19 protein-coding genes are annotated in these 21,575 nt (G+C 67.1%); 10 read left to right on the top strand and 9 right to left on the bottom strand.

Translation table 11 applies throughout. From position 1 onward, the window contains the following. Nucleotides 1-19 precede the first annotated feature (19 nt). From V5F89_RS02070 to lptB, 4 genes are all read right to left on the bottom strand, one after another. A complete protein-coding gene (locus tag V5F89_RS02070) occupies nt 20-784 on the bottom strand; it encodes a sulfite exporter TauE/SafE family protein (protein ID WP_338446608.1) in 765 nt (254 codons plus the stop codon). 199 nt (nt 785-983) lie between these two features. After that, complete coding sequence (ctrA, locus tag V5F89_RS02065; protein WP_160734401.1) at nt 984-1,679, bottom strand: response regulator transcription factor CtrA; 696 nt, start codon at nt 1,677-1,679, stop codon at nt 984-986. A 180-nt stretch (nt 1,680-1,859) separates the two neighbouring features. Further along, nucleotides 1,860-3,317, bottom strand: coding sequence for an RNA polymerase factor sigma-54 (gene rpoN / locus V5F89_RS02060; protein WP_338446607.1), 1,458 nt, complete (start codon nt 3,315-3,317; stop codon nt 1,860-1,862). Between the two features lie 67 nt (nt 3,318-3,384). Continuing rightward, the gene (gene lptB / locus V5F89_RS02055; RefSeq protein WP_338446606.1) at nt 3,385-4,170 is read right to left on the bottom strand and encodes an LPS export ABC transporter ATP-binding protein; all 786 of its coding nucleotides are present in this window, start codon (nt 4,168-4,170) and stop codon (nt 3,385-3,387) included. Between the two features lie 166 nt (nt 4,171-4,336). Between lptB and V5F89_RS02050 the strand changes: the two genes are divergently transcribed. The 3 genes from V5F89_RS02050 (at nt 4,337) to V5F89_RS02040 (ending at nt 7,592) form a co-directional block, all read left to right on the top strand. Next, nucleotides 4,337-4,729: a hypothetical protein gene (locus V5F89_RS02050; RefSeq protein WP_338446605.1), complete on the top strand. Its 393-nt coding sequence runs from the start codon at nt 4,337-4,339 to the stop codon at nt 4,727-4,729. 146 nt (nt 4,730-4,875) lie between these two features. Continuing rightward, the gene (locus tag V5F89_RS02045) at nt 4,876-6,219 is read left to right on the top strand and encodes a TldD/PmbA family protein (protein ID WP_338446604.1); all 1,344 of its coding nucleotides are present in this window, start codon (nt 4,876-4,878) and stop codon (nt 6,217-6,219) included. Then, nucleotides 6,216-7,592 (top strand): mechanosensitive ion channel family protein, encoded by a 1,377-nt coding sequence (locus tag V5F89_RS02040; protein ID WP_338446603.1) that lies wholly within the window; start codon nt 6,216-6,218, stop codon nt 7,590-7,592. Before V5F89_RS02045 ends, V5F89_RS02040 begins: the two co-directional genes overlap by 4 nt. A 101-nt stretch (nt 7,593-7,693) precedes the next feature. Here the strand turns inward: V5F89_RS02040 and ppa are convergent, their stop codons facing one another. Continuing rightward, on the bottom strand, nt 7,694-8,221 hold the full coding sequence (ppa, locus tag V5F89_RS02035; protein WP_338446602.1) for an inorganic diphosphatase: 528 nt from the start codon (nt 8,219-8,221) through the stop codon (nt 7,694-7,696). Nucleotides 8,222-8,327: 106 nt separating this feature from the next. Between ppa and hisS the strand changes: the two genes are divergently transcribed. The 6 genes from hisS (at nt 8,328) to metK (ending at nt 15,464) form a co-directional block, all read left to right on the top strand. Beyond that, complete coding sequence (gene hisS / locus V5F89_RS02030) at nt 8,328-9,638, top strand: histidine--tRNA ligase (protein ID WP_338446601.1); 1,311 nt, start codon at nt 8,328-8,330, stop codon at nt 9,636-9,638. Nucleotides 9,639-9,756: 118 nt separating this feature from the next. Next, nucleotides 9,757-10,827, top strand: coding sequence for a peptide chain release factor 1 (prfA, locus tag V5F89_RS02025; protein ID WP_338446600.1), 1,071 nt, complete (start codon nt 9,757-9,759; stop codon nt 10,825-10,827). Beyond that, nucleotides 10,820-11,662 carry a peptide chain release factor N(5)-glutamine methyltransferase gene (gene prmC / locus V5F89_RS02020; protein WP_338446599.1) on the top strand — a complete coding sequence of 281 codons (843 nt, stop codon included), beginning with the start codon at nt 10,820-10,822 and terminating at the stop codon, nt 11,660-11,662. The genes prfA and prmC overlap by 8 nt, the downstream gene beginning before the upstream one ends. A gap of 234 nt (nt 11,663-11,896) precedes the next feature. Continuing rightward, nucleotides 11,897-12,580 (top strand): DUF4167 domain-containing protein, encoded by a 684-nt coding sequence (locus V5F89_RS02015; RefSeq protein ID WP_338446598.1) that lies wholly within the window; start codon nt 11,897-11,899, stop codon nt 12,578-12,580. A gap of 42 nt (nt 12,581-12,622) precedes the next feature. Further along, a complete protein-coding gene (gene lnt, locus V5F89_RS02010) occupies nt 12,623-14,209 on the top strand; it encodes an apolipoprotein N-acyltransferase (RefSeq protein ID WP_338446597.1) in 1,587 nt (528 codons plus the stop codon). A gap of 46 nt (nt 14,210-14,255) precedes the next feature. Next, a complete protein-coding gene (metK, locus tag V5F89_RS02005; protein WP_338446596.1) occupies nt 14,256-15,464 on the top strand; it encodes a methionine adenosyltransferase in 1,209 nt (402 codons plus the stop codon). Nucleotides 15,465-15,510: 46 nt separating this feature from the next. Here metK and V5F89_RS02000 read toward each other — a convergent pair whose 3' ends face one another. Genes V5F89_RS02000 through V5F89_RS01985 form a run of 4 tightly spaced genes read right to left on the bottom strand, consistent with a single transcriptional unit; the run spans nt 15,511 to nt 18,804 of the window. Then, on the bottom strand, nt 15,511-16,653 hold the full coding sequence (locus V5F89_RS02000) for a CoA transferase (protein ID WP_338446595.1): 1,143 nt from the start codon (nt 16,651-16,653) through the stop codon (nt 15,511-15,513). Between the two features lie 4 nt (nt 16,654-16,657). After that, nucleotides 16,658-17,293 (bottom strand): CoA transferase subunit B, encoded by a 636-nt coding sequence (locus tag V5F89_RS01995; RefSeq protein WP_338446594.1) that lies wholly within the window; start codon nt 17,291-17,293, stop codon nt 16,658-16,660. Between the two features lie 3 nt (nt 17,294-17,296). Further along, nucleotides 17,297-18,085, bottom strand: a complete 789-nt coding sequence (locus V5F89_RS01990; RefSeq protein ID WP_338446593.1) for a hypothetical protein — start codon at nt 18,083-18,085, stop codon at nt 17,297-17,299. Further along, complete coding sequence (locus tag V5F89_RS01985; RefSeq protein WP_338446592.1) at nt 18,082-18,804, bottom strand: CoA transferase subunit A; 723 nt, start codon at nt 18,802-18,804, stop codon at nt 18,082-18,084. Before V5F89_RS01985 ends, V5F89_RS01990 begins: the two co-directional genes overlap by 4 nt. A 446-nt stretch (nt 18,805-19,250) precedes the next feature. On the opposite strand from V5F89_RS01985, the gene V5F89_RS01980 reads away from it, so the two are divergent. Continuing rightward, complete coding sequence (locus tag V5F89_RS01980; RefSeq protein WP_338446591.1) at nt 19,251-21,557, top strand: CDC48 family AAA ATPase; 2,307 nt, start codon at nt 19,251-19,253, stop codon at nt 21,555-21,557. The last annotated feature ends 18 nt before the right edge of the window (nt 21,558-21,575 follow it).

Here is a 21,575-nt window from a genome sequence, read left to right as displayed (position 1 = left end):
CAAGCGCTCGCAGCGTGGATCAGGCCAGCGCCGTCCAGATGCCATAGGTGCTGGTCACGGTCAGCGCGGCGCCGACGAGGATCAGCATCAGCTTGGGGCTGAAGCGTTTGGCCGCGATCGCGCCCAGCGGCGCGGCGGCGATACCGCCGATCAGCAGGCCGAGCGTGGCGCCGGCGAGATCGGCGATCCCGAGCTGGACGATGAACGTGGCCGAAATTGTCAGGGTGAGGAAGAATTCGACCGAATTCACCGTGCCCACCACCTTGCGCGGTTCCGCCCCCTGGACCAGCAGGTTCGACGTCACCACCGGCCCCCAGCCGCCGCCGCCCGCCGCGTCGAGGAATCCGCCGATCAGCCCGAGCGGGGCGACATGCTTCGCCTCGCGCAGTTTCGGCGGGTAGATCAGGCCGCGCGCGAGCAGGTAGAGGCCCATGATCGCGAGATAGGCGAGCACGAGCGGTTTCACGACCGAAGCGTCGATCGACGTAAGGAGATAGGCCCCCGTCACGCCGCCGATCATGCCCGGCACCAGCAGGCGGAAGAACAGCCTGCGATCGATATTGCCGCTGAGCAGGTGGCTGATGCCGCTGGTGGCGGTGGTGAAGCATTCCACCACATGGACCCGCTGCGATGCCTGCGCAGGGGGCAGGCCAAGAACGCCGACGAGCAGGGTATTGGTGATGACGCCGAAGGCCATTCCCAGCGCGCCATCGACCAGCTGGGCGGCAAAACCGATCGCGATGAACGGGACGATCCCCGCAAGATCGAATCCGAAAATGTCCATCGCGCGCTTTTCGTCCCGGCCTTTCCGAGCAGGCGCTAGGCCCGATCGATCCGGCTGGCGATGGCCGAAAACCTACGCACGGTGATAGAAATGCAACGTCGGGCCGCACCTGTGCCGGCGCCTGGCGGCCGCGCATGAACGCGCGCACGACCGGCGATCGCCCGGCCGCGCGTTTTTGTCGCCCTCGCGCAGCGAGCAATCAGGCCGCTTCGGCCTGGCTTTCCGGGTCGCGCAGCACGTAGCCGCGACCCCATACGGTCTCGATATAGTTCTCGCCGCCGCAGGCATGGCTCAGCTTCTTGCGCAGCTTGCAGATGAAGACGTCGATGATCTTCAGTTCCGGCTCGTCCATCCCGCCGTAAAGGTGGTTGAGGAACATTTCCTTGGTCAGCGTGGTGCCCTTGCGCAGCGAAAGCAGCTCCAGCATCGCATATTCCTTGCCGGTCAGGTGGACCCGCGCCCCGTCGACCTCGACGGTCTTCGCGTCGAGGTTCACCGCCAGCTTGCCGGTGCGGATGATCGACTGGCTGTGCCCTTTCGAACGGCGCACGACGGCATGGATGCGCGCGACCAGTTCCTCGCGATGGAACGGCTTGGTCACGTAATCGTCGGCGCCGAAGCCGAAGCTGCGAATCTTGCTGTCCATTTCGGCAATGCCCGAAAGGATGAGAACCGGGGTTTGCACTTTCGCGACACGCAGCTTCTTCAGCACGTCGTAGCCGTGCATGTCGGGCAGGTTCAGGTCGAGAAGGATGATGTCGTAATCGTAGAGCTTGCCGAGATCGAGGCCCTCTTCGCCCAGATCGGTCGAATAGACATTGAAACCCTCGGTCGTAAGCATGAGTTCGATGGCCTTCGCCGTGGTCGGCTCGTCCTCGATCAACAACACGCGCATGGGAAGCCCCCCTTTGCCCCTTCGGCCCGGTCTCGCGAATGCGGCCGCGCTGCCCCACTTCGAAACCCAGCCCAACGTTAACCACATAAGATATGAACGGGAAAGGTTAACAATCCCTAAAGCCATGAAAGACGGCGAGCCGTGCGTGGCAAATGACAACCCGATTCGCGAAGCGCGCCGCTACCCGCCGGCGGCCAGCCGTTTCTGCCGGCGGCGCTGCACCGAACTGCCGATCCCCATCGCCTCGCGGTACTTGGCCACGGTGCGGCGGGCGATGTCGAACCCTTCGGCCTTGAGCATGGCAACCAGCGTGTCGTCGGAGAGGATTTTCTTCGCATCTTCGGCATCGATCAGCGCCTTGATCCGCGCCTTGACCGCTTGCGAGCTCGCGCCTTCGCCATCGGCGCTGCCGACCCCGCTGGTGAAGAAATACTTCAGTTCGAACGTGCCGCGCTCGCAGTGGAGGTACTTGTTGCTGGTCACGCGGCTGATCGTGCTTTCGTGCATGTCGATCGCCTCGGCCACTTCGCGCAGGGTGAGGGGGCGCAGCCCGGACACGCCGCGCCGGAAGAACCCTTCCTGCTTCCTGACGATTTCGGCCGCGGTCTTGAGGATGGTCTTCTGCCGCTGGTCGAGCGCGCGGATCAGCCAGTTCGCGTCGGCCAGTTTCTCGCCCAGCCACGATTGCGCTTCCTTGCCGGCGCAGCCGCGGCGCAGCTCCAGGTAATAGGCGCGATTGACCACGAGGCGCGGCAGCGTCTCTTCGTTCAACGCGATGTCCCACCCGCCGTCGCGCGCCGCGGTCACCAGGACGTCCGGCACGACCGTGCTTTCGCCCGCGCCGCCGAAGCGGCAGCCGGGCTTGGGATCGTAGCTGCGCAGTTCGGCCAGCATGTCCGCGAAGTCTTCGTCGTCGACTTCGCACATGCGCTTCAGCCGGGCGAATTCGCCGCGCGCGACGAGGTCGAGGTTGTCGATCAGGCGCGCCATGCACGGATCGTAGCGGTCGGCTTCCTTCGCCTGGAGCGCGAGGCATTCGCTCAGGCTGCGCGCCCCGACTCCGGTGGGATCGAGCGACTGCACGACTGCCAGCGCGCGCTCCGCCTCGGCCCGGGGAATGCCCAGTTCGGCGGCAACCTCGTCCAGGTCGGCGGCAAGATAGCCCGCCTCGTCCAGCAGCCCGATCAGATGCCGGGCGACGAAGGCCTCGCGCGTATCGCCCGCCGCGGCGCCGACCTGCAGCTCGAGATGTTCGGCCAGTGTCGGCGCTTCGGCGCCGCGTTCGTCGATCCCCGGCAGATCGCCGGCGAGCCCGCTTGCGTGTGTGGCGCCCCATTCGCCATCGCCGGTATCGCGGTCGCGGTCGAGCGCGCCGGGATCGATGTCGAGTGCGCTTTCATCGCCGGTCGCGGTGTCGGCAGTGGGCTCCGCCGGCTCGGGCGCGGAGGGGGCGGCGGGCTCGCCGTCCTCGCGTCGCACTTCGCCCGCCTCGAGCAAGGGATTGGCTTCGAGAGCATCGCCGATGAAGGTTTCGATTTCGAGATTCGACAGCGCCAGCAGCTTGATCGCCTGCTGCAGCTGCGGCGTCATCACCAGCGACTGGGATTGCCGCAGATCGAGGCGAGGCGCCAGCGCCATACCCGCCCTTAAACCCGTGCGTGCCGGGCCGGTGCCACAGTGGGGATGGCCGGGGCGGCCCCGGATTTCACAGCGTGAACCCTTCGCCGAGATAGAGCCGCCGCACGTTCTCGTCCGCGACCAGATCCTGCGGGGTTCCCGCGAACAGGACCTGCCCGCCGTAGATGATGCAGGCGCGGTCGACGATATCGAGCGTTTCGCGGACGTTGTGATCGGTGATCAGCACGCCGATCCCGCGCTGCTTCAAATCGATCACGAGGTCGCGGATGTCGCTGATCGACAGCGGGTCGATGCCCGCGAAAGGTTCGTCGAGCAGCATGATCGAAGGCTTGGCAGCCAGCGCGCGGGCAATCTCGCAGCGGCGCCGCTCCCCGCCCGAAAGCGCCATGGCGGGGCTGTCGCGCAGCCGGGTCAGGCCGAATTCGTCGAGCAGGCGCTCCAGCTCGCCCGCGCGGGTCTGGGCGTCGGGCTCGACCATTTCGAGCACGCAATTGATGTTCTGTTCGACGGTCATCCCGCGAAAGATGCTGGTTTCCTGGGGCAGGTAGCCGAGACCCAGGATCGCGCGGCGATACATCGGGAGATTGGTGACATCCTCCCCGTCCATCAGGATGCGGCCGGCATCGGGCTTCACCAGGCCCATGATCGAATAGAAGCAAGTCGTCTTGCCCGCACCGTTGGGGCCAAGCAGTCCGAGCACTTCGCCCTTGTCGACGGTGAGCGAGATGTCGGTCAGCACGCTGCGCTTGTCGTAGCTTTTGGCGATCGACACGACTTCCAGCCCGCCATGGGGCATCGGGGCGGTGGCTGCGACGCTCTGGGCGTTTTCGGCAACGGGTTCGGCGGTTTCCATCGCGCAATCATGTAGCATCGCTGCGGCGGCAGGAAACCCCCGATGCGGCGATCTGGCAGGATTCGTGCATGGCATGCCGGGCGGCGCGATGGTTATCGCCCTTGTCTTCATGTCTTGCGTCTGAAATACTTCGATTCGGATGGGGGATTACGGAGGAGAGGGCGCTATGACCAAGGCGCTTCAACGCACTGCCGACCGCAAAGGCCGCGATCACGCACCGCGACGGTCGGGTGTACGCGACTGGCGCAAGGCGATGAGCGACAATGTCGCCTATGCCCTGCTCGTCTACACCGCGTTGCAGATTTTCGTCACCGTCCACGCGATCAAGGAAGTGGGCGCGTCGATCCTTCCCTATCTCGCCCTGGTGGTCCTGGTGGCGGGCATCATCCCGGCGTGCCGCTGGTTCGAGAAACGCTGGCGCGATTTGTCGGACGAGGCAGCGGCCGACCCCGCACTCAGGGGCGCCTTCCACCGCGACCAGATAATGCTCTGGCTTCTGGCGATCGGTCTGCCGTTTCTACTCACCGGTTTGTTCAAGGGCATCGCCGCCGCTGTCTGAGCGCGCCTTGCGACCGACCGCGCGCGCTCGTAGAGTGCGGCTCAAGCGACACCGGCCCGCACCCCCGCCCGCGGGGTGGCGGGCCGGTGCCGTCTCGATGAAAGCGACTCTGGCAGGCGGCATATGACAGCTCTGCGAATTTCCCGATGATCGACGCGGCGACGGCACTCGATCGCTGCGCCCGCCTGATCGAAGCGGCCCGCCGCCACGGCGCGGATGCGGCCGACGCGGCTGCGCGGGCGCAGTCGTCCGAAAGCGTCGGCGTGCGCCTGGGCAAGCTCGAAGATGTCGCGCGTTCGGAAAGCGAAGGCATCGCGCTGCGCGTTTTCGTCGGCCGGCGCTCGGCCTCGATCGAGACGAGCGACTATACACCGGCCGCTCTCGACGATCTGGCCGAGCGCGCGGTCGCCATGGCGCGCGCGGCGCCCGAAGATCCCTATGCCGGGCTGGCGGCGGAGGAATGTCTCGATCGCGGCGCGGCGCCGGCACTCGACCTGGAGGATGCCGTCGGTCCCGACCCCGCTTGCTTGCGCCGGCGCGCGGAAGCCGCCGAGGATGCGGCGCGTGCGACAACCGGCGTCACCAACAGCGAGGGGGCCTCCGCTTCGTTCGGCCGTTCGCTTTTCGCCCTTGCGACAAGCCATGGTTTCGCGCGCGCATATGGCGCCACCCATCATGCGATCGGGGCGGCGGCCATCGGGGGCAGCGGGGCCGGAATGCAGCGCGACTATGCCCAGCGCAGCGCGCGGCACCTTGCGGATCTCCCGGCCCCCGAGGAGATCGGGCGTCTTGCGGGCGAGCGCGCGGTGGCGCGCCTCGATCCGCAGATTCCGCGCGGCGGCCGGATGCCGGTGGTGTTCGATCCGCGCGTCGGGGCCTCGCTGATCGGGCATCTGATCGGCGCGATGGCCGGGCCGGCGATCGCCAGCCGGTCGAGTTTCCTGCTCGGCCGCGAGGGGACCGCCATTTTCCCCGAGACAATCGACCTGATCGAAGACCCGCACCGCCCGCGCGGGCTGCGTTCGCGCCCGTTCGATGGGGAGGGAGTCGGCTGCGCCCCGCGCAAGCTGATCGATCGCGGGGTGCTGGGCGGCTGGTTGCTGAACGTGGCGAGCGCGAACAAGCTCGGCCTGCGCCCCACCGGCCATGCGTCGCGCGGAGCCGGGGCGCCGGGCGTTTCGGCGAGCAACCTTCATATTCCGGCAGGCGAGCCGAGCCGGGCCGAACTGATCGGCGATATCCGCGAAGGCGTGCTGGTGACCGAGCTGGCCGGGCAGGGGGTCAATGCGGTGACCGGCGATTACAGCCGCGGCGCCAGCGGCTTTCGCGTCGTCGACGGAGAGATCGCGGGTCCGATTGCGGAGTTCACCGTGGCCGGCAACCTGCTTGCCATGTTCGCAACGCTTCGCGCCGCGGACGACCTCGAAATGCACCGTTCGGTCAACGTGCCGACATTGCGGGTCGAGGGGATGACGGTGGCGGGAACATGATCGCCCCCCGGCTCCGGGCCATCGCGGCGGCGATGCTGCTTCTGGCAACGCCGGCGCTGGCCATGCCGGGCGTTCCCGAAGAGACGGCAGCGGCGCCGCCGCCTGCCGAAGCCGCGATCGCCGACCGGCAGGACGCCGGAGCCGACAGCCGCATCGCGGGCCGCATCCGCGCGATCTTCGGCGAGATTGAGGCGTTGTCCGAGGTCGAGGTCTCGGTCCGCGAAGGCGTCGTCAGACTGTCGGGCACGGTGCCCGGCAGCGGCGATGGCGCGCGGGCGGAACGGATTGCGAGCCGCGTCGCAGGCGTCGCCACGGTGGAGAACGCGATCGTTCGCGACGTATCGCTCGATCGCAATCTCGGCGCGTTGGGAAGCCTTTCGGGCAGAGTCGCCGCATTCGTCGCCATGCTTCCGCTGATCGGCGTGGCGATCGCGCTGGCGCTCGGGATCGCCCTGGCCGGCCACCTTGTCGCCGGATTCCGCCCGCTCTGGCGGCGGCTCCTGCCGAACGTCTTCCTGGCCGATCTGGTGGCGAGCGCGATCCGCTTCGTCTTTATCCTGACCGGCCTGGTGATCGCGCTCGACCTGCTCGGCGCGGGGGCGTTGATGGGGGCGGTTCTGGGCGGTGCGGGGGTTATCGGGATCGCGCTGGGTTTCGCCATGCGCGATACGATCGAAAACTACGTCGCCTCGCTGATGCTGAGCCTGCGCCAGCCGTTCCGCGCCAACGATCATGTCCTGATCGACGACAAGGAGGGGCGCGTCGTCCGCCTTACCAGCCGGGCGACCGTGCTGATGACGCTGGACGGCAATCACTTGCGCATTCCCAATTCGACCGTCTTCAAGGCGGTGATTCTCAACTACACGCGCAATCCGCAACGCCGGTTCACGTTCGACCTGGGGATCGATGCCGACGACGATCCCGACGCCGGCCGGCAGCTCGGGCGCGAGACGCTGGCGGCTCTGCCCTTCGTCCTCGCCGATCCGCCGCCCGACGCCGCCGTGGCCGAAGTGGGCGATTCGAACATCGTGCTGCGCTTCTTCGGCTGGATCGATCAGCGCGAGAGCGACTGGCTCAAGGCGCGCAGCCGCGCGATCGCGGCGGTCAAGGCGGCGCTGGAAGCGGGCGGTTTCGCCCTGCCCGAGCCGATCTATCGCCTGCGCTTCGATCCCCGCTCCGCGCCGTTCCCGCTGGCGCAAGCGGCGAAGGCGCCGGGCGGAGAAGCCGCAGCGCCTGCCGCATCCGCGCCACGGGCGCGCGAGGAAAAGCCGCACGACGTCGCACCCCAGGAAGAGGTTGCAAAGATGGTCGATGCGGAGCGTGCGCAGGATGGCGGCAGGGACCTGCTCGACCCGGAACGGCCGGTCGAGTAGCTGTTTTCGGCGAAAGCCGGAACCTCAGGCCCTCTGGCTGTCCATTGCCCGGTCGTCCATCGGTTGCTGAAGGTCCCCGCCATCGCGAGACGCTGCGGCGATCAGCCTTTCGCGCGCTCGATCGATTCGAGCACGATCCGCTTGGCTTCCGCCGCATCGCCCCACTGGCCGATGCGGACCCACTTTTCCTTCTCCAGATCCTTGTAGTGGGTGAAGAAGTGCTCGATCTGCTGGAAGATGATCGAAGGCAGGTCCTTGGTCTCGGCGACATCCGAGTAATAGGGGAACGTGGTGTCGATCGGAACGCAGACGAGCTTCTCGTCGCCGCCGTGCTCGTCTTCCAGGTTGAGCACGCCGATCGGGCGCGCGCGCACGACGCAGCCGGCGATAAACGGGCTGCGCGAAATCACCAGCGCGTCCAGCGGGTCGCCGTCGGGGCTGAGCGTGTGCGGCACGAAGCCGTAGTTCGCCGGATAGCGCATCGGCGTGTGCAGGATGCGGTCGACGAACAGGGCGCCCGATTCCTTGTCGAATTCGTATTTCACCGGCTCCCCGCCGGTGGGCACTTCGATGATGACGTTGAGGCTGTCGGGCGGGCTGTCGCCCACGGGAACCTTGTCGATGCGCATATTGTCTCTCTGTTGCGGTCGGCCCCTCTCCCAAAGGACTTCGCGCCGCGGCCTCTAGCGGGCCGGCGATATTGCGGCAAGCCACGCTCTCGCCTAAGCGCGCGCCATGGCGAAGACATCCGGCAAGACCCCCCAGGCGATCCGCGGCACGCAGGACATTTTCGGCCCCGATGCGGAGGCCTTCGCGCACGTGGTCGAAACGTTCGAACGGGTGCGGCGGCTCTATCGCTTCCGCCGGGCCGAAATGCCGGTGTTCGAACGGACCGAGGTTTTCGCCCGCTCGATCGGCGAGACGACCGATATCGTGTCGAAGGAAATGTATTCGTTCAAGGATCGCGGCGGGGAATCGCTGACCCTGCGCCCGGAATTCACCGCCGGGATCGCCCGCGCCTGGCTCACCAATGGATGGCAGCAGCACGCCCCGCTCAAGATCGCGACGCACGGGCCCCTGTTCCGCTACGAACGGCCGCAGAAGGGCCGCTACCGCCAGTTCCACCAGATCGACGCCGAAGTTATCGGCGCGGCCGAACCGCAGGCCGACGTGGAACTGCTGGCCATGGCCGACCAGTTGCTGCGCGAACTGGGGATCGAAGGGGTCACACTGCAGCTCAACACCCTGGGCGATGCCGACAGCCGGGAGGCCTGGCGCGCTGCCCTCGTCGAGCACTTTCGCGCCGTGAAAGGTGAGCTGTCCGAAGATTCGCAGGACCGCCTGGAAAAGAACCCGCTGCGCATCCTCGACAGCAAGGACCCGCGCGACCGCACGTTCGTGGCCGATGCGCCGAAGATCGATGCCTTCCTGTCGGATCAGGCACTGGCCTTCTTCGAAAGCGTCACCGGCGGCCTCGATGCCGCGGGCGTGAAATGGCGTCGCGCCGAAAGCCTCGTGCGCGGGCTGGACTATTACCGGCACACCGCCTTCGAATTCGTCCCCGACGAAGGCTCCGCCGCGGCGAACGCGCTCGGCAGCCAGAGCACCGTGCTGGGCGGCGGGCGCTACGACGGGCTGATGGAAAGCCTGGGCGGCGCGCCGACCCCTGCGGTCGGCTGGGCGGCCGGGATCGAGCGGCTGGCGATGCTGGTGGGTGGTGTATTTGACCCCACACCCGTTTACGCCGTCGTGCCGGATCAACCGGCAATGCGCGAAGAGGCCGACCGTATCGCGTTCCATCTTCGTCAGAACAGTCGGAAAGACTTCCACGTTTGGACAGCTTATCGAGGGCACGGGAAAAAACTGGCCGAGAAGGCGAAGAAAGATGGGGTGGATGCCATTCTGTTCGTACGACAGGCCGATAACCCCAATGACGTCCTGCACCTCACAAATGTGAAAGCGGGGCCAAATGACGCTATGACCGACTTGTGGAGCATACTTGCAAGGCTTCCCGAGCCTTACAAGAGCCTCTCTGGCGAAGGATAGCTTCTAGCCAACGTCACCCCGGACTTGATCCGGGGTCCCGCTTTCTTTCTCGCGGCGGGTGAACCAGAAGCGGGATCCCGGATCGGGTCCGGGATGACGAAGAATTGAGAGTAGCGCGTTGACCATCCCTGCCGAACGTCTGGACCAGATCGCGCATCGCTTCGCCGAGCTTGAGGCGCGCCTGGCCTCGGGCACGCTCGAGGGCGAGGCGTTCGTCGCCGCGAGCCGCGACTATGCCGAGCTGGAGCCGGTTGCCCGCGCGGCGGAGGCGGTGCGCACGATGCGCGCCGAACTGGCGGAGCTGGAACAGCTTGACGACACCGATCCCGAGATGAAAGCACTGGCAGAGGAAGAAATTGCCAGCCTGCACGAACGGCTGCCCGAGGCCGAACGCCAGCTCGCCGTCGCCATGCTGCCGCGCGATGCCGCCGATGCGCGGCCCGCGATGCTCGAAATTCGCGCGGGCACCGGCGGTGACGAGGCGGCGCTGTTCGCCGCCGACCTGTTCCGCATGTACGAACGCTACGCCGCGGAAAACGGCTGGCGGGTCGAGACGATCAGCGTGAACGCCTCCGACATCGGCGGCTTCAAGGAAATCGTCGCCAATGTCTCCGGCACCGGCGTGTTCGCCAAGCTGAAGTTCGAAAGCGGCGTCCACCGGGTTCAGCGCGTGCCGGTCACGGAAAGCGGCGGGCGCATTCACACCTCGGCGGCGACGGTCGCCGTCCTGCCCGAGCCGACCGAAGTCGACGTCGAGGTCGACGAGAAGGATCTGAAGATCGACATCTACCGCGCCAGCGGGGCGGGCGGGCAGCATGTCAACACGACCGACAGCGCGGTGCGCCTGACCCATCTGCCCACCGGCCTGGTGGTGATCCAGCAGGACGAGCGCAGCCAGCACAAGAACCGCGCCAAGGCGATGCAGGTCCTGCGCACCCGCCTCTACGACCTCAAGCGCGCGGAGGCGCAGGGGGCCGAGGCGGAAGCGCGCAAGGCGATGGTCGGCAGCGGCGACCGGTCCGAACGCATCCGCACCTACAACTTTCCGCAGGGCCGTGTTACCGACCACCGGATCGGCCTGACGCTGCACAAGCTCGACGAAGTGCTGGCCGGGCCGGGCCTTGCCGAACTGGTCGATGCGCTGGTCGCCGAGGACGAAGCCAAGCGCCTCGCGGCAATGGATGGCTGACGGCGCCGCCGAAACCACCGTTGCAGCGGCGCTGCGGCAGGCGGCGGAGCGGCTTTCGCAGGTGTCGGACACCGCGCGGCTCGATGCCGAAGTGCTGATGGCACACGCGCTCGGCGTGTCGCGCTCCGATCTTCTGCTGCGGCACATGCAGCGCGGTGCGCCGCCGGGCTTCGCCGCCCTGGTCGATCGCCGCGCCCTGCGCGAACCGGTCGCCTACATCGTGGGGGAGCAGGAGTTTCACGGCCTCCCGTTCCGGGTCACGCCCGACGTCCTGATCCCGCGCGACGACAGCGAGGCGACGCTGGCCGGCGCACTGGAGGATGCGGGCGAGGGGGGGCGCGTGCTCGATTGCGGCGTGGGCTCCGGCGCCTTGCTGCTCAGCTTCCTCGCCGAGCGGCGGGGCTGGCACGGGGTCGGGATCGACCGCTCGGCCGGTGCCCTGCAGATTGCCGGGGAAAATGCGGCGCGGCTTGGCCTCGCAGCGCGGGTGCAACTGGTGGAAGCCGATTGGCACTGCGAGGGGTGGGCGGCCGGGCTTGGCCGGTTCGACCGGATCCTCGCCAACCCGCCCTATGTCGAGGACGATGCCGCGCTGCCGCCTTCGGTCCGCGAGTTCGAGCCGGCAGGGGCGCTGTTCGCCGGCGCCGATGGGCTGGACGACTATCGCGCGCTCGTTCCGCAGTTGCCGGCCCTGCTGACCCCCGGCGGCACCGCAGTGCTGGAGATCGGTGCCGCGCAGGACCGTGCCGTCGCCCGGATCGCCGGCGAGGCGGGGTTTTCCGCGACACTGCGGCGCGATCTCGCAGGGCGGCCGCGCGCGCTGATTTTGCGTTAGGGGTTGGCAAAGACCCCTGCGATAGCTAACTCTTGATGCAGGCCCCCGGTTCGCGACGCGTTCGCCTCCCGGAAAGGCCTGGTTCCGACATTTGCAAACCGGCCGGGCGAAAGATCCGCGCACAGGTGCAGATGGAACATCCGCGGGCCGCAGGGAAGCGGACGCGGCGAGGGGTCATGCGACCGCACGGGCAATGGTGCCGACGGGGCGGTCACGGATGAGGAAGATCATTCCTTGAACAATCATCGTAGTAATCGCCGTCGCGGACGCGGCAATCGCCAGCAGGGCGGCGGCAACCAGTCAAACCGGATCGACAGCAGGGCGCGCGGCAATGCGCCCCAGCTGCTCGATAAATACAAGAAGCTGGCGCAGGACGCGCAGCACAATGGCGATCGCGTGCAGGCCGAATATTACCTGCAGTTTGCCGACCACTATTTCCGCGTGATCGCCGACAACAAGGCGCGGCAGGACGAACAGCGCGGCAAGCGCTCGGACGAGCGCGACCAGGACGACGACGATAGCGACGAGGACGAAGGCGAGAACAACCGCCGGCGGCAACCGCGCAACGCGCGCAGCCGTCGCGAGGACGCCAACGGACGCGACGATGGCGGCGATCGCGACGACGGCGAAAGCGCCGGCGACGACGGGGATTACGAACCGTCGGAAAACCCGTTCCAGCGCTCGCCGCGCGGCGAAGGCCGCCAGGCGCGGGGCGAAGGGCGCCCGCCGCGCAAGCCGCGCAAGCGCAAGGACGAAGCGACCCCGACCGACGATGCGGGCGAGATCGATGCCGCGGTCTTGCCGCCGTCCATCGGCGCCTCGGACGAAGCCGAACCGCCGAAGAAGAAGCGCGCGACCCGCGCTCGCAAGAAGGCCGAACCTGCCGAAGACGGCGAAACGGTGCAGGCGCTCGGCTGACCGGCCGCCGGTCGCGGGCTGGCAGCGAGAAACGAGGCGCGGATGGATCGGATCGGCCGGATCGCCAACTGGTTCCACGCGCGACCGAGACTGTCCGCGCTGCTTTGCGGCGCGCTTTCCGCCACCGGATTTCCGCCGCTCAACTTGTGGCCGATCGCGCTGCTGGCGATGGGCTTCTTCGCCTGGATAGCGTTCGAAGCGCCCGATCGGCGAAGCGCTTTCCTGCGTGGCTGGCTGTTCGGGCTGGCCCACTTCACGCTCGCCAACAACTGGATCGCCACGGCCTTCACCTATCAGGCCGAAATGCCGGTCTGGCTGGGCTGGTTCGCGGTTCCGCTCGTATCGCTCTACCTCGCGCTCTATCCCGCCCTTGCTGCATTGCTTCTGCGCGTTCTGGCCAGCCGGATGGGGCCAGGCGCAGCCGCCTGCCTGTTCGGCGGGGTCTGGGCGGTAACCGAATGGCTGCGCAGCTGGGTCCTTAGCGGCTATGCCTGGGATCCGTTCGGGCTGATCTTTCTCGGCATGTTCGACCGGCCGGGGCTGGCGGCAATCCTGCCGTGGACGGGAACTTACGCGCTGTCGGGCCTGGCCGCCCTGATCGCCTTCCTCATCGTCGTGCTGCTGCGCGAACGGCGCTGGATCCCTCTCGCCCTGGCTGTCGCCTTGCTGACGGCGGGCATGTACTGGCCGGCGCCGCCGCCCGAGGAGGGTTCGCTGCGCTTCACGCTGGTCCAGCCCGATATCCGGCAGGAAGATCTCGACAACCCGGCCAAGTTCGAAGAACAGTTCGCCCGGCTGGCCCGGCTTTCGGTGCCGCGCGAGCCGGGCGGCCCGCGCCTGGTGCTGTGGCCCGAATCGGGCGTGCCCGACTATCTGCGCGACGGCTATCCCCAGCGTTACTACGACCAGATGACCGCCGCCGGAAATCCCGGCTATGCCCGCTGGCGGATCGGTCGGGTCATCGGCGAAGGTTCGGCGCTGCTTACCGGCGCAGTCGATCTCGAGATCGAAACGGTCGACGGGCGCGAACGGGCGACCGGTGCCTATAACGCGATCACGCCGATCATGGCCGACGGGACGCTGGGGGAGCGCTATGCCAAGGCCCATCTCGTGCCGTTCGGCGAATATCTGCCGCTGCGCAGCTGGCTTTCGCCGCTCGGCCTGACGCGGCTGGTCGCGGGCACCCTCGATTTCATTCCCGGCCCCGGCCCGCGCACGCTCGACCTCGGCCCCTGGGGCCGGGCGGGGGCGCAGATCTGTTACGAGATCGTGTTTTCGGGCCAGGTCACCGACCGCACCGAGCGGCCGGACTATATCTTCAACCCGTCCAACGACGGCTGGTTCGGCGCCTGGGGCCCGCCCCAGCACCTCGCCCAGGCGCGGATGCGGGCGATCGAGGAAGGGCTGCCGGTCCTGCGCTCGACCACGACCGGGATCAGCGCCGTGATCGACGCGCGCGGGGTCGTGCGCGATCATATCGGCATGCGCGTTCCCGGCCGGATCGACGGCCTCGTCCCGCCGCCCGCGCCCGAAACCTGGTTCGCCCGATGGGGCAACTGGCTGGCCATGGGCTGGGCCTTGCTGCTGATCGCCGGATCGCTGGTTGCCACGCGGTTGCGACGCGGCTAGGAAGCCGGTTTGGACATAAAGCTATCTTTATATCGGAATATCAGGCATGCGCAGCACGTATCTCTTCACCTCCGAAAGCGTTTCCGAGGGGCATCCCGACAAGGTTTCGGACCAGATTTCCGATGCCATCGTCGATCTTCTGCTGTCGAAGGACCCCGAAGCGCGCGTGGCCTGCGAAACGCTGACCACGACGCAGCGCGTGGTGCTGGCCGGCGAGCTGCGCTGCAAGGGGGTGTATGAGAACGGGGCGTGGATCGATGGCGCGCTTGAGGAAATCGAGCAGACGGTGCGCCGCACCGTGCGCGAAATCGGCTACCAGCAGGACGGTTTTCACTGGGAAACGCTGACCTTCGAAAACCACCTCCACGGGCAGAGCGCGCATATCGCGCAAGGGGTCGACGCCAGCGGCAACAAGGATGAGGGCGCCGGCGACCAGGGCATCATGTTCGGGTTCGCCTGCGACGAAACGCCCGACCTGATGCCGGCCACGATCGATTACAGCCACAAGATCCTCCAGCGGCTTGCCACCGATCGCAAGAGCGGCGCGGCGCCGTTCCTCGAACCCGACGCCAAGAGCCAGGTCACGCTGCGCTATCGCGACGGCAAGCCGGTCGCCGCGACCGCGATCGTCGTATCGACCCAGCATGCCCCGGGCTACGACGAAGGGGCGAAGGAAGCGGAGCTGAAGGACTATGTGAAGCGCGTCGTCGCGGAAATCCTGCCGGAGGGTTTCCTGTCGGACGAAACGCGCTGGCACATCAATCCCACCGGCACGTTCGTGATCGGCGGGCCCGATGGCGACGCGGGGCTCACCGGGCGCAAGATCATCGTCGACACTTACGGCGGCGCATCGCCCCACGGCGGCGGAGCGTTCAGCGGCAAGGACCCGACCAAAGTTGACCGCTCGGCTGCCTATATCAGCCGCTATCTGGCCAAGAACATCGTCGCGGCGGGGATCGCCCGGCGCTGCACGATCCAGCTCTCCTACGCCATCGGCGTGTCGGAGCCGCTTTCGCTCTATGTCGACACGCACGGCACCGGGAACGTGGACGACGAGCGTATCGAAGATGCGATCCGCAGCATCGACAAGCTTGGCGGGCTGACGCCGCGGGCCATTCGCACGCACCTAAAACTCAACAAGCCGATCTATCGCCGCAGCGCGGCCTACGGGCATTTCGGGCGCGCGGCCGAAGGCGATTACTTCCCCTGGGAGCGCACCGATCTGGTCGACGACCTGAAGGCCGCGCTGGCCTGATCTGGAGTCGTTTTGAAGTGGCCGGTGCCGTCTCAATGAAGTCGACTTAATCGTGCCAGGCGATGTCCGCGCCGTGCTCTCCATGGCGGGGAGAGGGGCGGTCGAGCGCCAGTTGGGCATCGGAAAAGCGGATCGGGCTGCGCACGCCGGGAATGCCCCCGGGCGCGATCTTCATCCCTCGCGCCGCGACTTGCGGATCGGAAAACACCGCCGCGCAATCGTTGATCGGTCCGGCGGGGACGCCGCTCTTGCGGCAGACGGCGAGCAGGTCGGCGCTGGTCCAGCCGGCAATCTCCTGCGCGATTTCCGCCTCCAGCCAGCCCCGGTGGGCGATCCTTCCGGCATTGTCGACAAGGCGCGGGTCGTCCGCCAGATCGGCCCGGCCGAGCGCGCGCATGAGCGCGCCGAACAGCCGGTCGTTGGCAGGGGCCAGAACGATCTCGCCATCGTTCGTGCGGTACACGCCGTAAGGCACGACCTGCGCGTGCGCATTGCCCATTCGCGGCGGGTTGGCCCCGCTGGCGAAGAAGCTCATCGCCTGGTTGGCGAGTAGCGCCACCGAACAGTCGAGCAGCGCCATGTCGATATGCTGGCCGGCGCCGGTTCGCTCGCGCATCAGCAGCGCGGCCTGGATCGCGATCGTCGCGTAGAGGCCGCAGGCCAGGTCGGAGATCGAAACCCCCATCTTCATCGGTTCGTCGTTGGGTTCGCCGGTCAATGCCATAAGGCCGCTCATGCCCTGGATCACGAAGTCGTATCCCGGTTCGTCGCGTCGCGGGCCGTCTTGCCCGAAGCCGGTGATCGAGCAATAGACGAGGCGCGGATTGCCGGCCGAGAGAGTGGCATAGTCGAAGCCGTAGCGGGCCAGCGTGCCCGCCTTGAAGTTTTCGATCACCACGTCCGCGCCGGCGCACAGGCCGGTCACCATCGCGCGGTCTTGCGCGTCGGCGAAATCGGCGACGACCGAGCGCTTTCCCCGGTTGCAGGCGTGGTAATAGGCGGCCGCGCGTTCGCCGTCGCGCTCGATCCACGGCGGGCCCCACTGGCGCGTGCCGTCGCCTTCGGGGCTTTCGACCTTGATCACGTCGGCTCCCAGATCGGCGAGGATCTGGCCTGCAAAAGGCCCTGCCAGGACACGAGCCAGCTCGACCACCCGAAGGCCGGCAAGCGGGGCGCGAGGCTCGCTCACAAGCTCAGGCGAGGTAGTGCGCGGTCGTCTTCTCGGCGACTTCTTCCGCCGTGACGCCGGGTGCCAGTTCGATCAGGCGGAACGGACTGTCGTGATCGGGCCGCTGGAACACGGCAAGATCGGTCACGATCATGTCGACCACATTCGTGCCCGTCAGCGGCAGGGTGCATTGGGGAATGAACTTGGGACTGCCGTCTTTCGCCGTGTGCTCCATCACCACGATGATCTTCTTCACCCCGGCGACGAGATCCATCGCCCCGCCCATGCCCTTGATCATCTTGCCGGGAATCATCCAGTTGGCGATGTCGCCGTTCTCGGCCACTTCCATGGCGCCCAGCACGGTCAGGTCGACATGGCCCCCGCGGATCATCGCGAAGCTGGCGGCGCTGTCGAAATAGGCGCTGTGCGGCAGCTCGCTGATCGTCTGCTTGCCCGCGTTGATCAGGTCGGCATCCACTTCGTCCTCGTAAGGGAACGGCCCGATGCCGAGCATGCCGTTCTCGCTTTGCAGCGTGACATGCATCCCTTCGGGAATATGGTTGGCGACCAGGGTGGGAATGCCGATCCCCAGGTTCACATAGTATCCGTCTTGCAGTTCCTGTGCCGCGCGTGCGGCCATCTGGTTGCGGTCCCAGGGCATCGATCAGTCTTCCTTGGTCTCTGGAGGTGTCGGAACGAGGAACCAGCCCCGGTCGATCAGCGCCTCGAGCGCCGAAGCCGCGGCCGGTTCCTTCAGATAGGCGTAAAGTTCGTCGAAATCGGCACGCTCGTCGCCCGCGATGGCCGCCACGCAGTGCGTGCGGGACAGTTCCTTGCGGCGAAGCTGCTTGCGGTCGCCGGGCCGGCGCATCAGTAGAAGAGGATCGCGCCCGGCGGGATCGAGCCCGGTCTCGCGCAGGCGGGTGCGGAGCGTGCCCGCCTCGCCGGCCGATGTCGCGCTGATCCAGAAGACCTCGACATCCTGCGCGCGCAAGTCTTCGAGCGCCTGGGCAAGCGCCGTGTCGGATGCCAGTGCGGCGATGTCGAGCGCGCCGCCGGCGGGGTCGAGATCGATCAGCACCGCCGGGGGGAGGATCGAACAGTCGGTCGTGACGGGCTGAAGCGTGCCGGGATCGGCAAGAATGGCGGAGCGGCGCCGGTCGTCGGTCGGGTGGCGCGCCGTTTCGGCGAGAGCGTAGTCGATGAAGGGTTGGAACGGCGTGGTCGCCCGGGACGGATCGCCCGCCGCCGTGCCTCCGGTCGCGCCGTGCGCCATCGGGCTTTCCGCCGCGGATGTCGAGGCCGCCGCGGCATTCGCCCGCGGAGCCCGGTGCTCGTGCGCGCTCAGGATAGCGCCCCCGGCGACGACCGGGATTGCCGCGGCGACGCAGCCGCCCAGCGTCAAGGCAAGCGCCGATACCGCGCAGGCGGTATGGAGCCGCCGCGCGCTCACGCAGCCTCGTGCTTCTTCCCGGTCCGCTCCCGGGTCGTGCGGAACTCGATCTTCTTGTCGTAGGGCGCGCCCACGATCATCCGCTGGACATAGACGCCGGGCAGATGGATGCAGTCGGGATCGAGGCTGCCCGCGGGCACGACTTCCTCCACCTCGACGACGCAGACTTTGCCGCAGGTGGCGGCCGGCAGGTTGAAATTGCGTGCAGTCTTGCGGAACATCAAATTGCCGGTCTCGTCGGCCTTCCACGCCTTCACGATCGAAAGATCGGCAAAGATGCCGCGTTCGAGGATATAATCCTCCCCGTCGAAGGTCTTGACTTCCTTGCCCTCGGCCACCTGGGTGCCGACTCCGGTCTTGGTATAGAAGCCGGGAATGCCCGCGCCGCCGGCGCGCATGCGCTCGGCCAGCGTGCCCTGGGGGCAGAATTCGACCTCCAGCTCGCCCGAAAGGAACTGCCGTTCGAATTCCTTGTTCTCGCCGACGTAGGACGAGATCATCTTTTTCACCTGGCGCGTGCGCAGCAGCTTGCCGATGCCTTCGTTGTCGATCCCGGCATTGTTGCTGCAGAACGTGAGCCCCTTCACGCCGCTGTCGCGGATCGCATCGAGCAGCCTTTCGGGGATCCCGCACAGGCCGAAGCCCCCGGCGGCGATAAGCATGTCGTCCCTGAGCAGCCCGTCGAGGGCGCTGGCGGCATCGCGATATAGCTTCTGCATCGAACCTCCTAAACGGCCCCAGCGTCTAAGCATGAAGCGTCAGGCTGTCACCCCCGGACGCGCGCCCGCCCGCCGGTTTCGTATGGTGCATTGCAGCAAAGCGCGAAGCGCGACCGGGAGGGCGTCGCGAAAGTGTCATACTTTACAACGGACGAATGCCATGTGTTGCGTTTTTCTCAACATCGAATGCGCTTTTCGCACTTGCACAAATTCGTGCTGCGATGCACATAGGGCGGGCCTTTCAGGCATCCTCTCCCAAGACTTTCAAGGCCCGGTCCTCGTGACCGGGCCTTTTCTTTGCCCGGTGCGCGCGAACATCGCGCCTTCGGGCACCTGCGGATCGCTTGTTCGTTTGACTCGACGCAATCCGTTCCTAGCTAAGGAAGGATCGCCGGAATCCAACCATACAGACCCGGAACCGCAACGATGCAGGGAGATACGACCGGATGGCCGAAGTCGACGCGACAGTAGAAGGCAAGGCGGTCCGGCTCCAGGTCGCGGCCGCCCGGCAGGAGGAAAGCGGCCGGGGCGTGGCGCGCCTGCCGCGTTCGACGTTCCAGGCGCTGGGAATCACCGAAGGCGACGTTGTCGAAATCACCGGCAAGCGCACGACCGCGGCGATCGCGATGGCGGCTTACGACGAAGACCAGTCGCTCGAGGTGGTCCGTCTCGACGGGTTGCAGCGCAACAATGCGGAATGCGGATCGGGCGAACACGTTCGCGTCTCGGCCGCACGGTCGCGCCCGGCCACTCGGGTGGTGTTCGCCCCGGCCAGTCGGGAAATGCGCCTGCAGGGCCCGACGCAGGCGCTCAAGCGCAATTTCTTCCGCAAGCCGCTGACGGCCGGAGATCTCGTCGCCACCACCGGCCAGCAGCCGGTGCAGAACATGCCGCCCGAAGTGCAGCGGATGTTCAACGCCCCCGCCTATGCGCTGACGCAGATCCGCCTTACCGTGGTCTCGACCGCGCCGAAGGGCATCGTCCATATCGACGAGAACACCGAAGTCGAACTGCGCGCGGAATACGAGGAATCGCCCACCGGACGCGCGGTGGTCAACTACGACGACGTCGGCGGGATGGACGACACGATCCAGCAGCTGCGCGAGATGGTCGAGCTGCCGCTGCGCTATCCCGAACTGTTCACCCGGCTCGGCGTCGACCCGCCCAAGGGCGTGCTGCTCCACGGACCGCCGGGCACCGGCAAGACGCGCCTGGCGCAAGCCGTGGCGAACGAAAGCGATGCGCAGTTCTTCATCATCAACGGCCCCGAGATCATGGGTTCGGGTTACGGCGAGAGCGAGAAGCGCCTGCGCGAGGTGTTCGAAGACGCAACCAAACATGCCCCGGCGATCGTTTTCATCGACGAGATCGATTCGATCGCGCCCAAGCGGGCGCAAGTGACGGGCGAGGCGGAAAAGCGCCTTGTCGCGCAGCTCCTCACTCTGATGGACGGGCTGGAAGCGCGTTCCAACCTGGTGGTGATCGCCGCGACCAACCGGCCCGACGCGGTCGACGAAGCGCTGCGCAGGCCCGGCCGGTTCGATCGCGAGATCGTGATCGGCGTTCCCGACGAGAAGGGCCGGCGCGAGATCCTGGCGATTCACACGCGCGGCATGCCGCTGGGCGATCGGGTCGATCTGGACGAGCTTGCGCGCGTCACCCACGGGTTCGTCGGCGCCGACATTGCGGCGCTTGCGCGCGAGGCGGCGATCGACGCCGTGCGGCGCATCATGCCCAAGCTCGACCTCGACGAGCGGACGATCCCGCCCGAAGTGCTCGATAACCTGTCGGTGACGCGCGAGGATTTCCTGTCCGCGCTCAAGCGCGTGCAGCCGAGCGCGATGCGCGAAGTGATGGTCCAGGTCCCGCGCGTGAGCTGGGGCGATATCGGCGGCGTGGACGACGCGATCGAGATGCTGCGCGAAGGCATAGAGCTGCCGCTGAAGAACCCCGACGCCTTCCGCCGGCTGGGCATCCGCCCGGCCAAGGGGTTCCTGCTCTACGGCCCGCCGGGCACCGGCAAGACCCTGCTGGCCAAGGCCGTCGCCAAGGAAGCGGAAGCGAACTTCATCTCGATGAAGAGTTCCGACCTCCTTTCCAAATGGTACGGGGAAAGCGAGCAGCAGATCGCCCGCATGTTCCAGCGCGCCCGCGCCGTCGCGCCCTGCGTGGTCTTCATCGACGAGATCGACAGCCTCGTGCCCGCGCGCGGCAGCGGGCAGGGCGAACCGCAGGTGACCGGCCGCGTGGTCAACACCATTCTCGCGGAAATGGACGGGCTTGAGGAACTGCAGTCGGTTGTGGTGATCGGAGCGACCAATCGGCCGACCCTGGTCGACCCCGCGCTGCTGCGCCCGGGCCGGTTCGACGAACTGGTCTATGTCGGGACGCCCGATCAGAAGGGGCGAGCGCAGATTCTCGGCATCCATACCGGCGACATGCCACTGGCGGACGACGTGGACCTGGCCGCGGTTGCCGCCAAGACCGACCGTTTCACCGGGGCCGACCTGGAAGATATCGTGCGCCGGGCTGGACTGAATGCCCTGCGCCGCGTCGGGGGTGAAGTCCATGAAGTGAGCGCGGCCGACTTTGCCGAAGCGCTGGAGGATTCGCGCGCCACCGTGACCCCGCAAATGGAAGCCGAGTACCGCAAGATGCGCGGCGAGCTGAAAAAGCGCGCGGCGGAAGCGATGCCGATCGGCTTCATCAGCGAGGGGATGGTGGAGCCGACTCGCAAACAGAAACACGGATAGAGCGGCGGCCCCTGTCCC

The organism is Pelagerythrobacter marensis (genome assembly GCF_036700095.1).
Taxonomy (GTDB): Bacteria; Pseudomonadota; Alphaproteobacteria; order Sphingomonadales; family Sphingomonadaceae; genus Pelagerythrobacter; species Pelagerythrobacter marensis_A.
Note: the sequence above shows the minus strand (reverse complement) of the source record. Positions and strands in the feature narration are given on the sequence as shown.

Coding starts and splice junctions, on each gene's coding strand:
- V5F89_RS02070 (WP_338446608.1), bottom strand. CDS start 784: ATGGACATTTTCGGATTCGATCTTGCGGGGATCGTCCCGTTCATCGCG.
- ctrA (WP_160734401.1), bottom strand. CDS start 1,679: ATGCGCGTGTTGTTGATCGAGGACGAGCCGACCACGGCGAAGGCCATC.
- rpoN (WP_338446607.1), bottom strand. CDS start 3,317: ATGGCGCTGGCGCCTCGCCTCGATCTGCGGCAATCCCAGTCGCTGGTG.
- lptB (WP_338446606.1), bottom strand. CDS start 4,170: ATGGAAACCGCCGAACCCGTTGCCGAAAACGCCCAGAGCGTCGCAGCC.
- V5F89_RS02050 (WP_338446605.1), top strand. CDS start 4,337: ATGACCAAGGCGCTTCAACGCACTGCCGACCGCAAAGGCCGCGATCAC.
- V5F89_RS02045 (WP_338446604.1), top strand. CDS start 4,876: ATGATCGACGCGGCGACGGCACTCGATCGCTGCGCCCGCCTGATCGAA.
- V5F89_RS02040 (WP_338446603.1), top strand. CDS start 6,216: ATGATCGCCCCCCGGCTCCGGGCCATCGCGGCGGCGATGCTGCTTCTG.
- ppa (WP_338446602.1), bottom strand. CDS start 8,221: ATGCGCATCGACAAGGTTCCCGTGGGCGACAGCCCGCCCGACAGCCTC.
- hisS (WP_338446601.1), top strand. CDS start 8,328: ATGGCGAAGACATCCGGCAAGACCCCCCAGGCGATCCGCGGCACGCAG.
- prmC (WP_338446599.1), top strand. CDS start 10,820: ATGGCTGACGGCGCCGCCGAAACCACCGTTGCAGCGGCGCTGCGGCAG.
- lnt (WP_338446597.1), top strand. CDS start 12,623: ATGGATCGGATCGGCCGGATCGCCAACTGGTTCCACGCGCGACCGAGA.
- metK (WP_338446596.1), top strand. CDS start 14,256: ATGCGCAGCACGTATCTCTTCACCTCCGAAAGCGTTTCCGAGGGGCAT.
- V5F89_RS01995 (WP_338446594.1), bottom strand. CDS start 17,293: ATGCCCTGGGACCGCAACCAGATGGCCGCACGCGCGGCACAGGAACTG.
- V5F89_RS01985 (WP_338446592.1), bottom strand. CDS start 18,804: ATGCAGAAGCTATATCGCGATGCCGCCAGCGCCCTCGACGGGCTGCTC.
- V5F89_RS01980 (WP_338446591.1), top strand. CDS start 19,251: ATGGCCGAAGTCGACGCGACAGTAGAAGGCAAGGCGGTCCGGCTCCAG.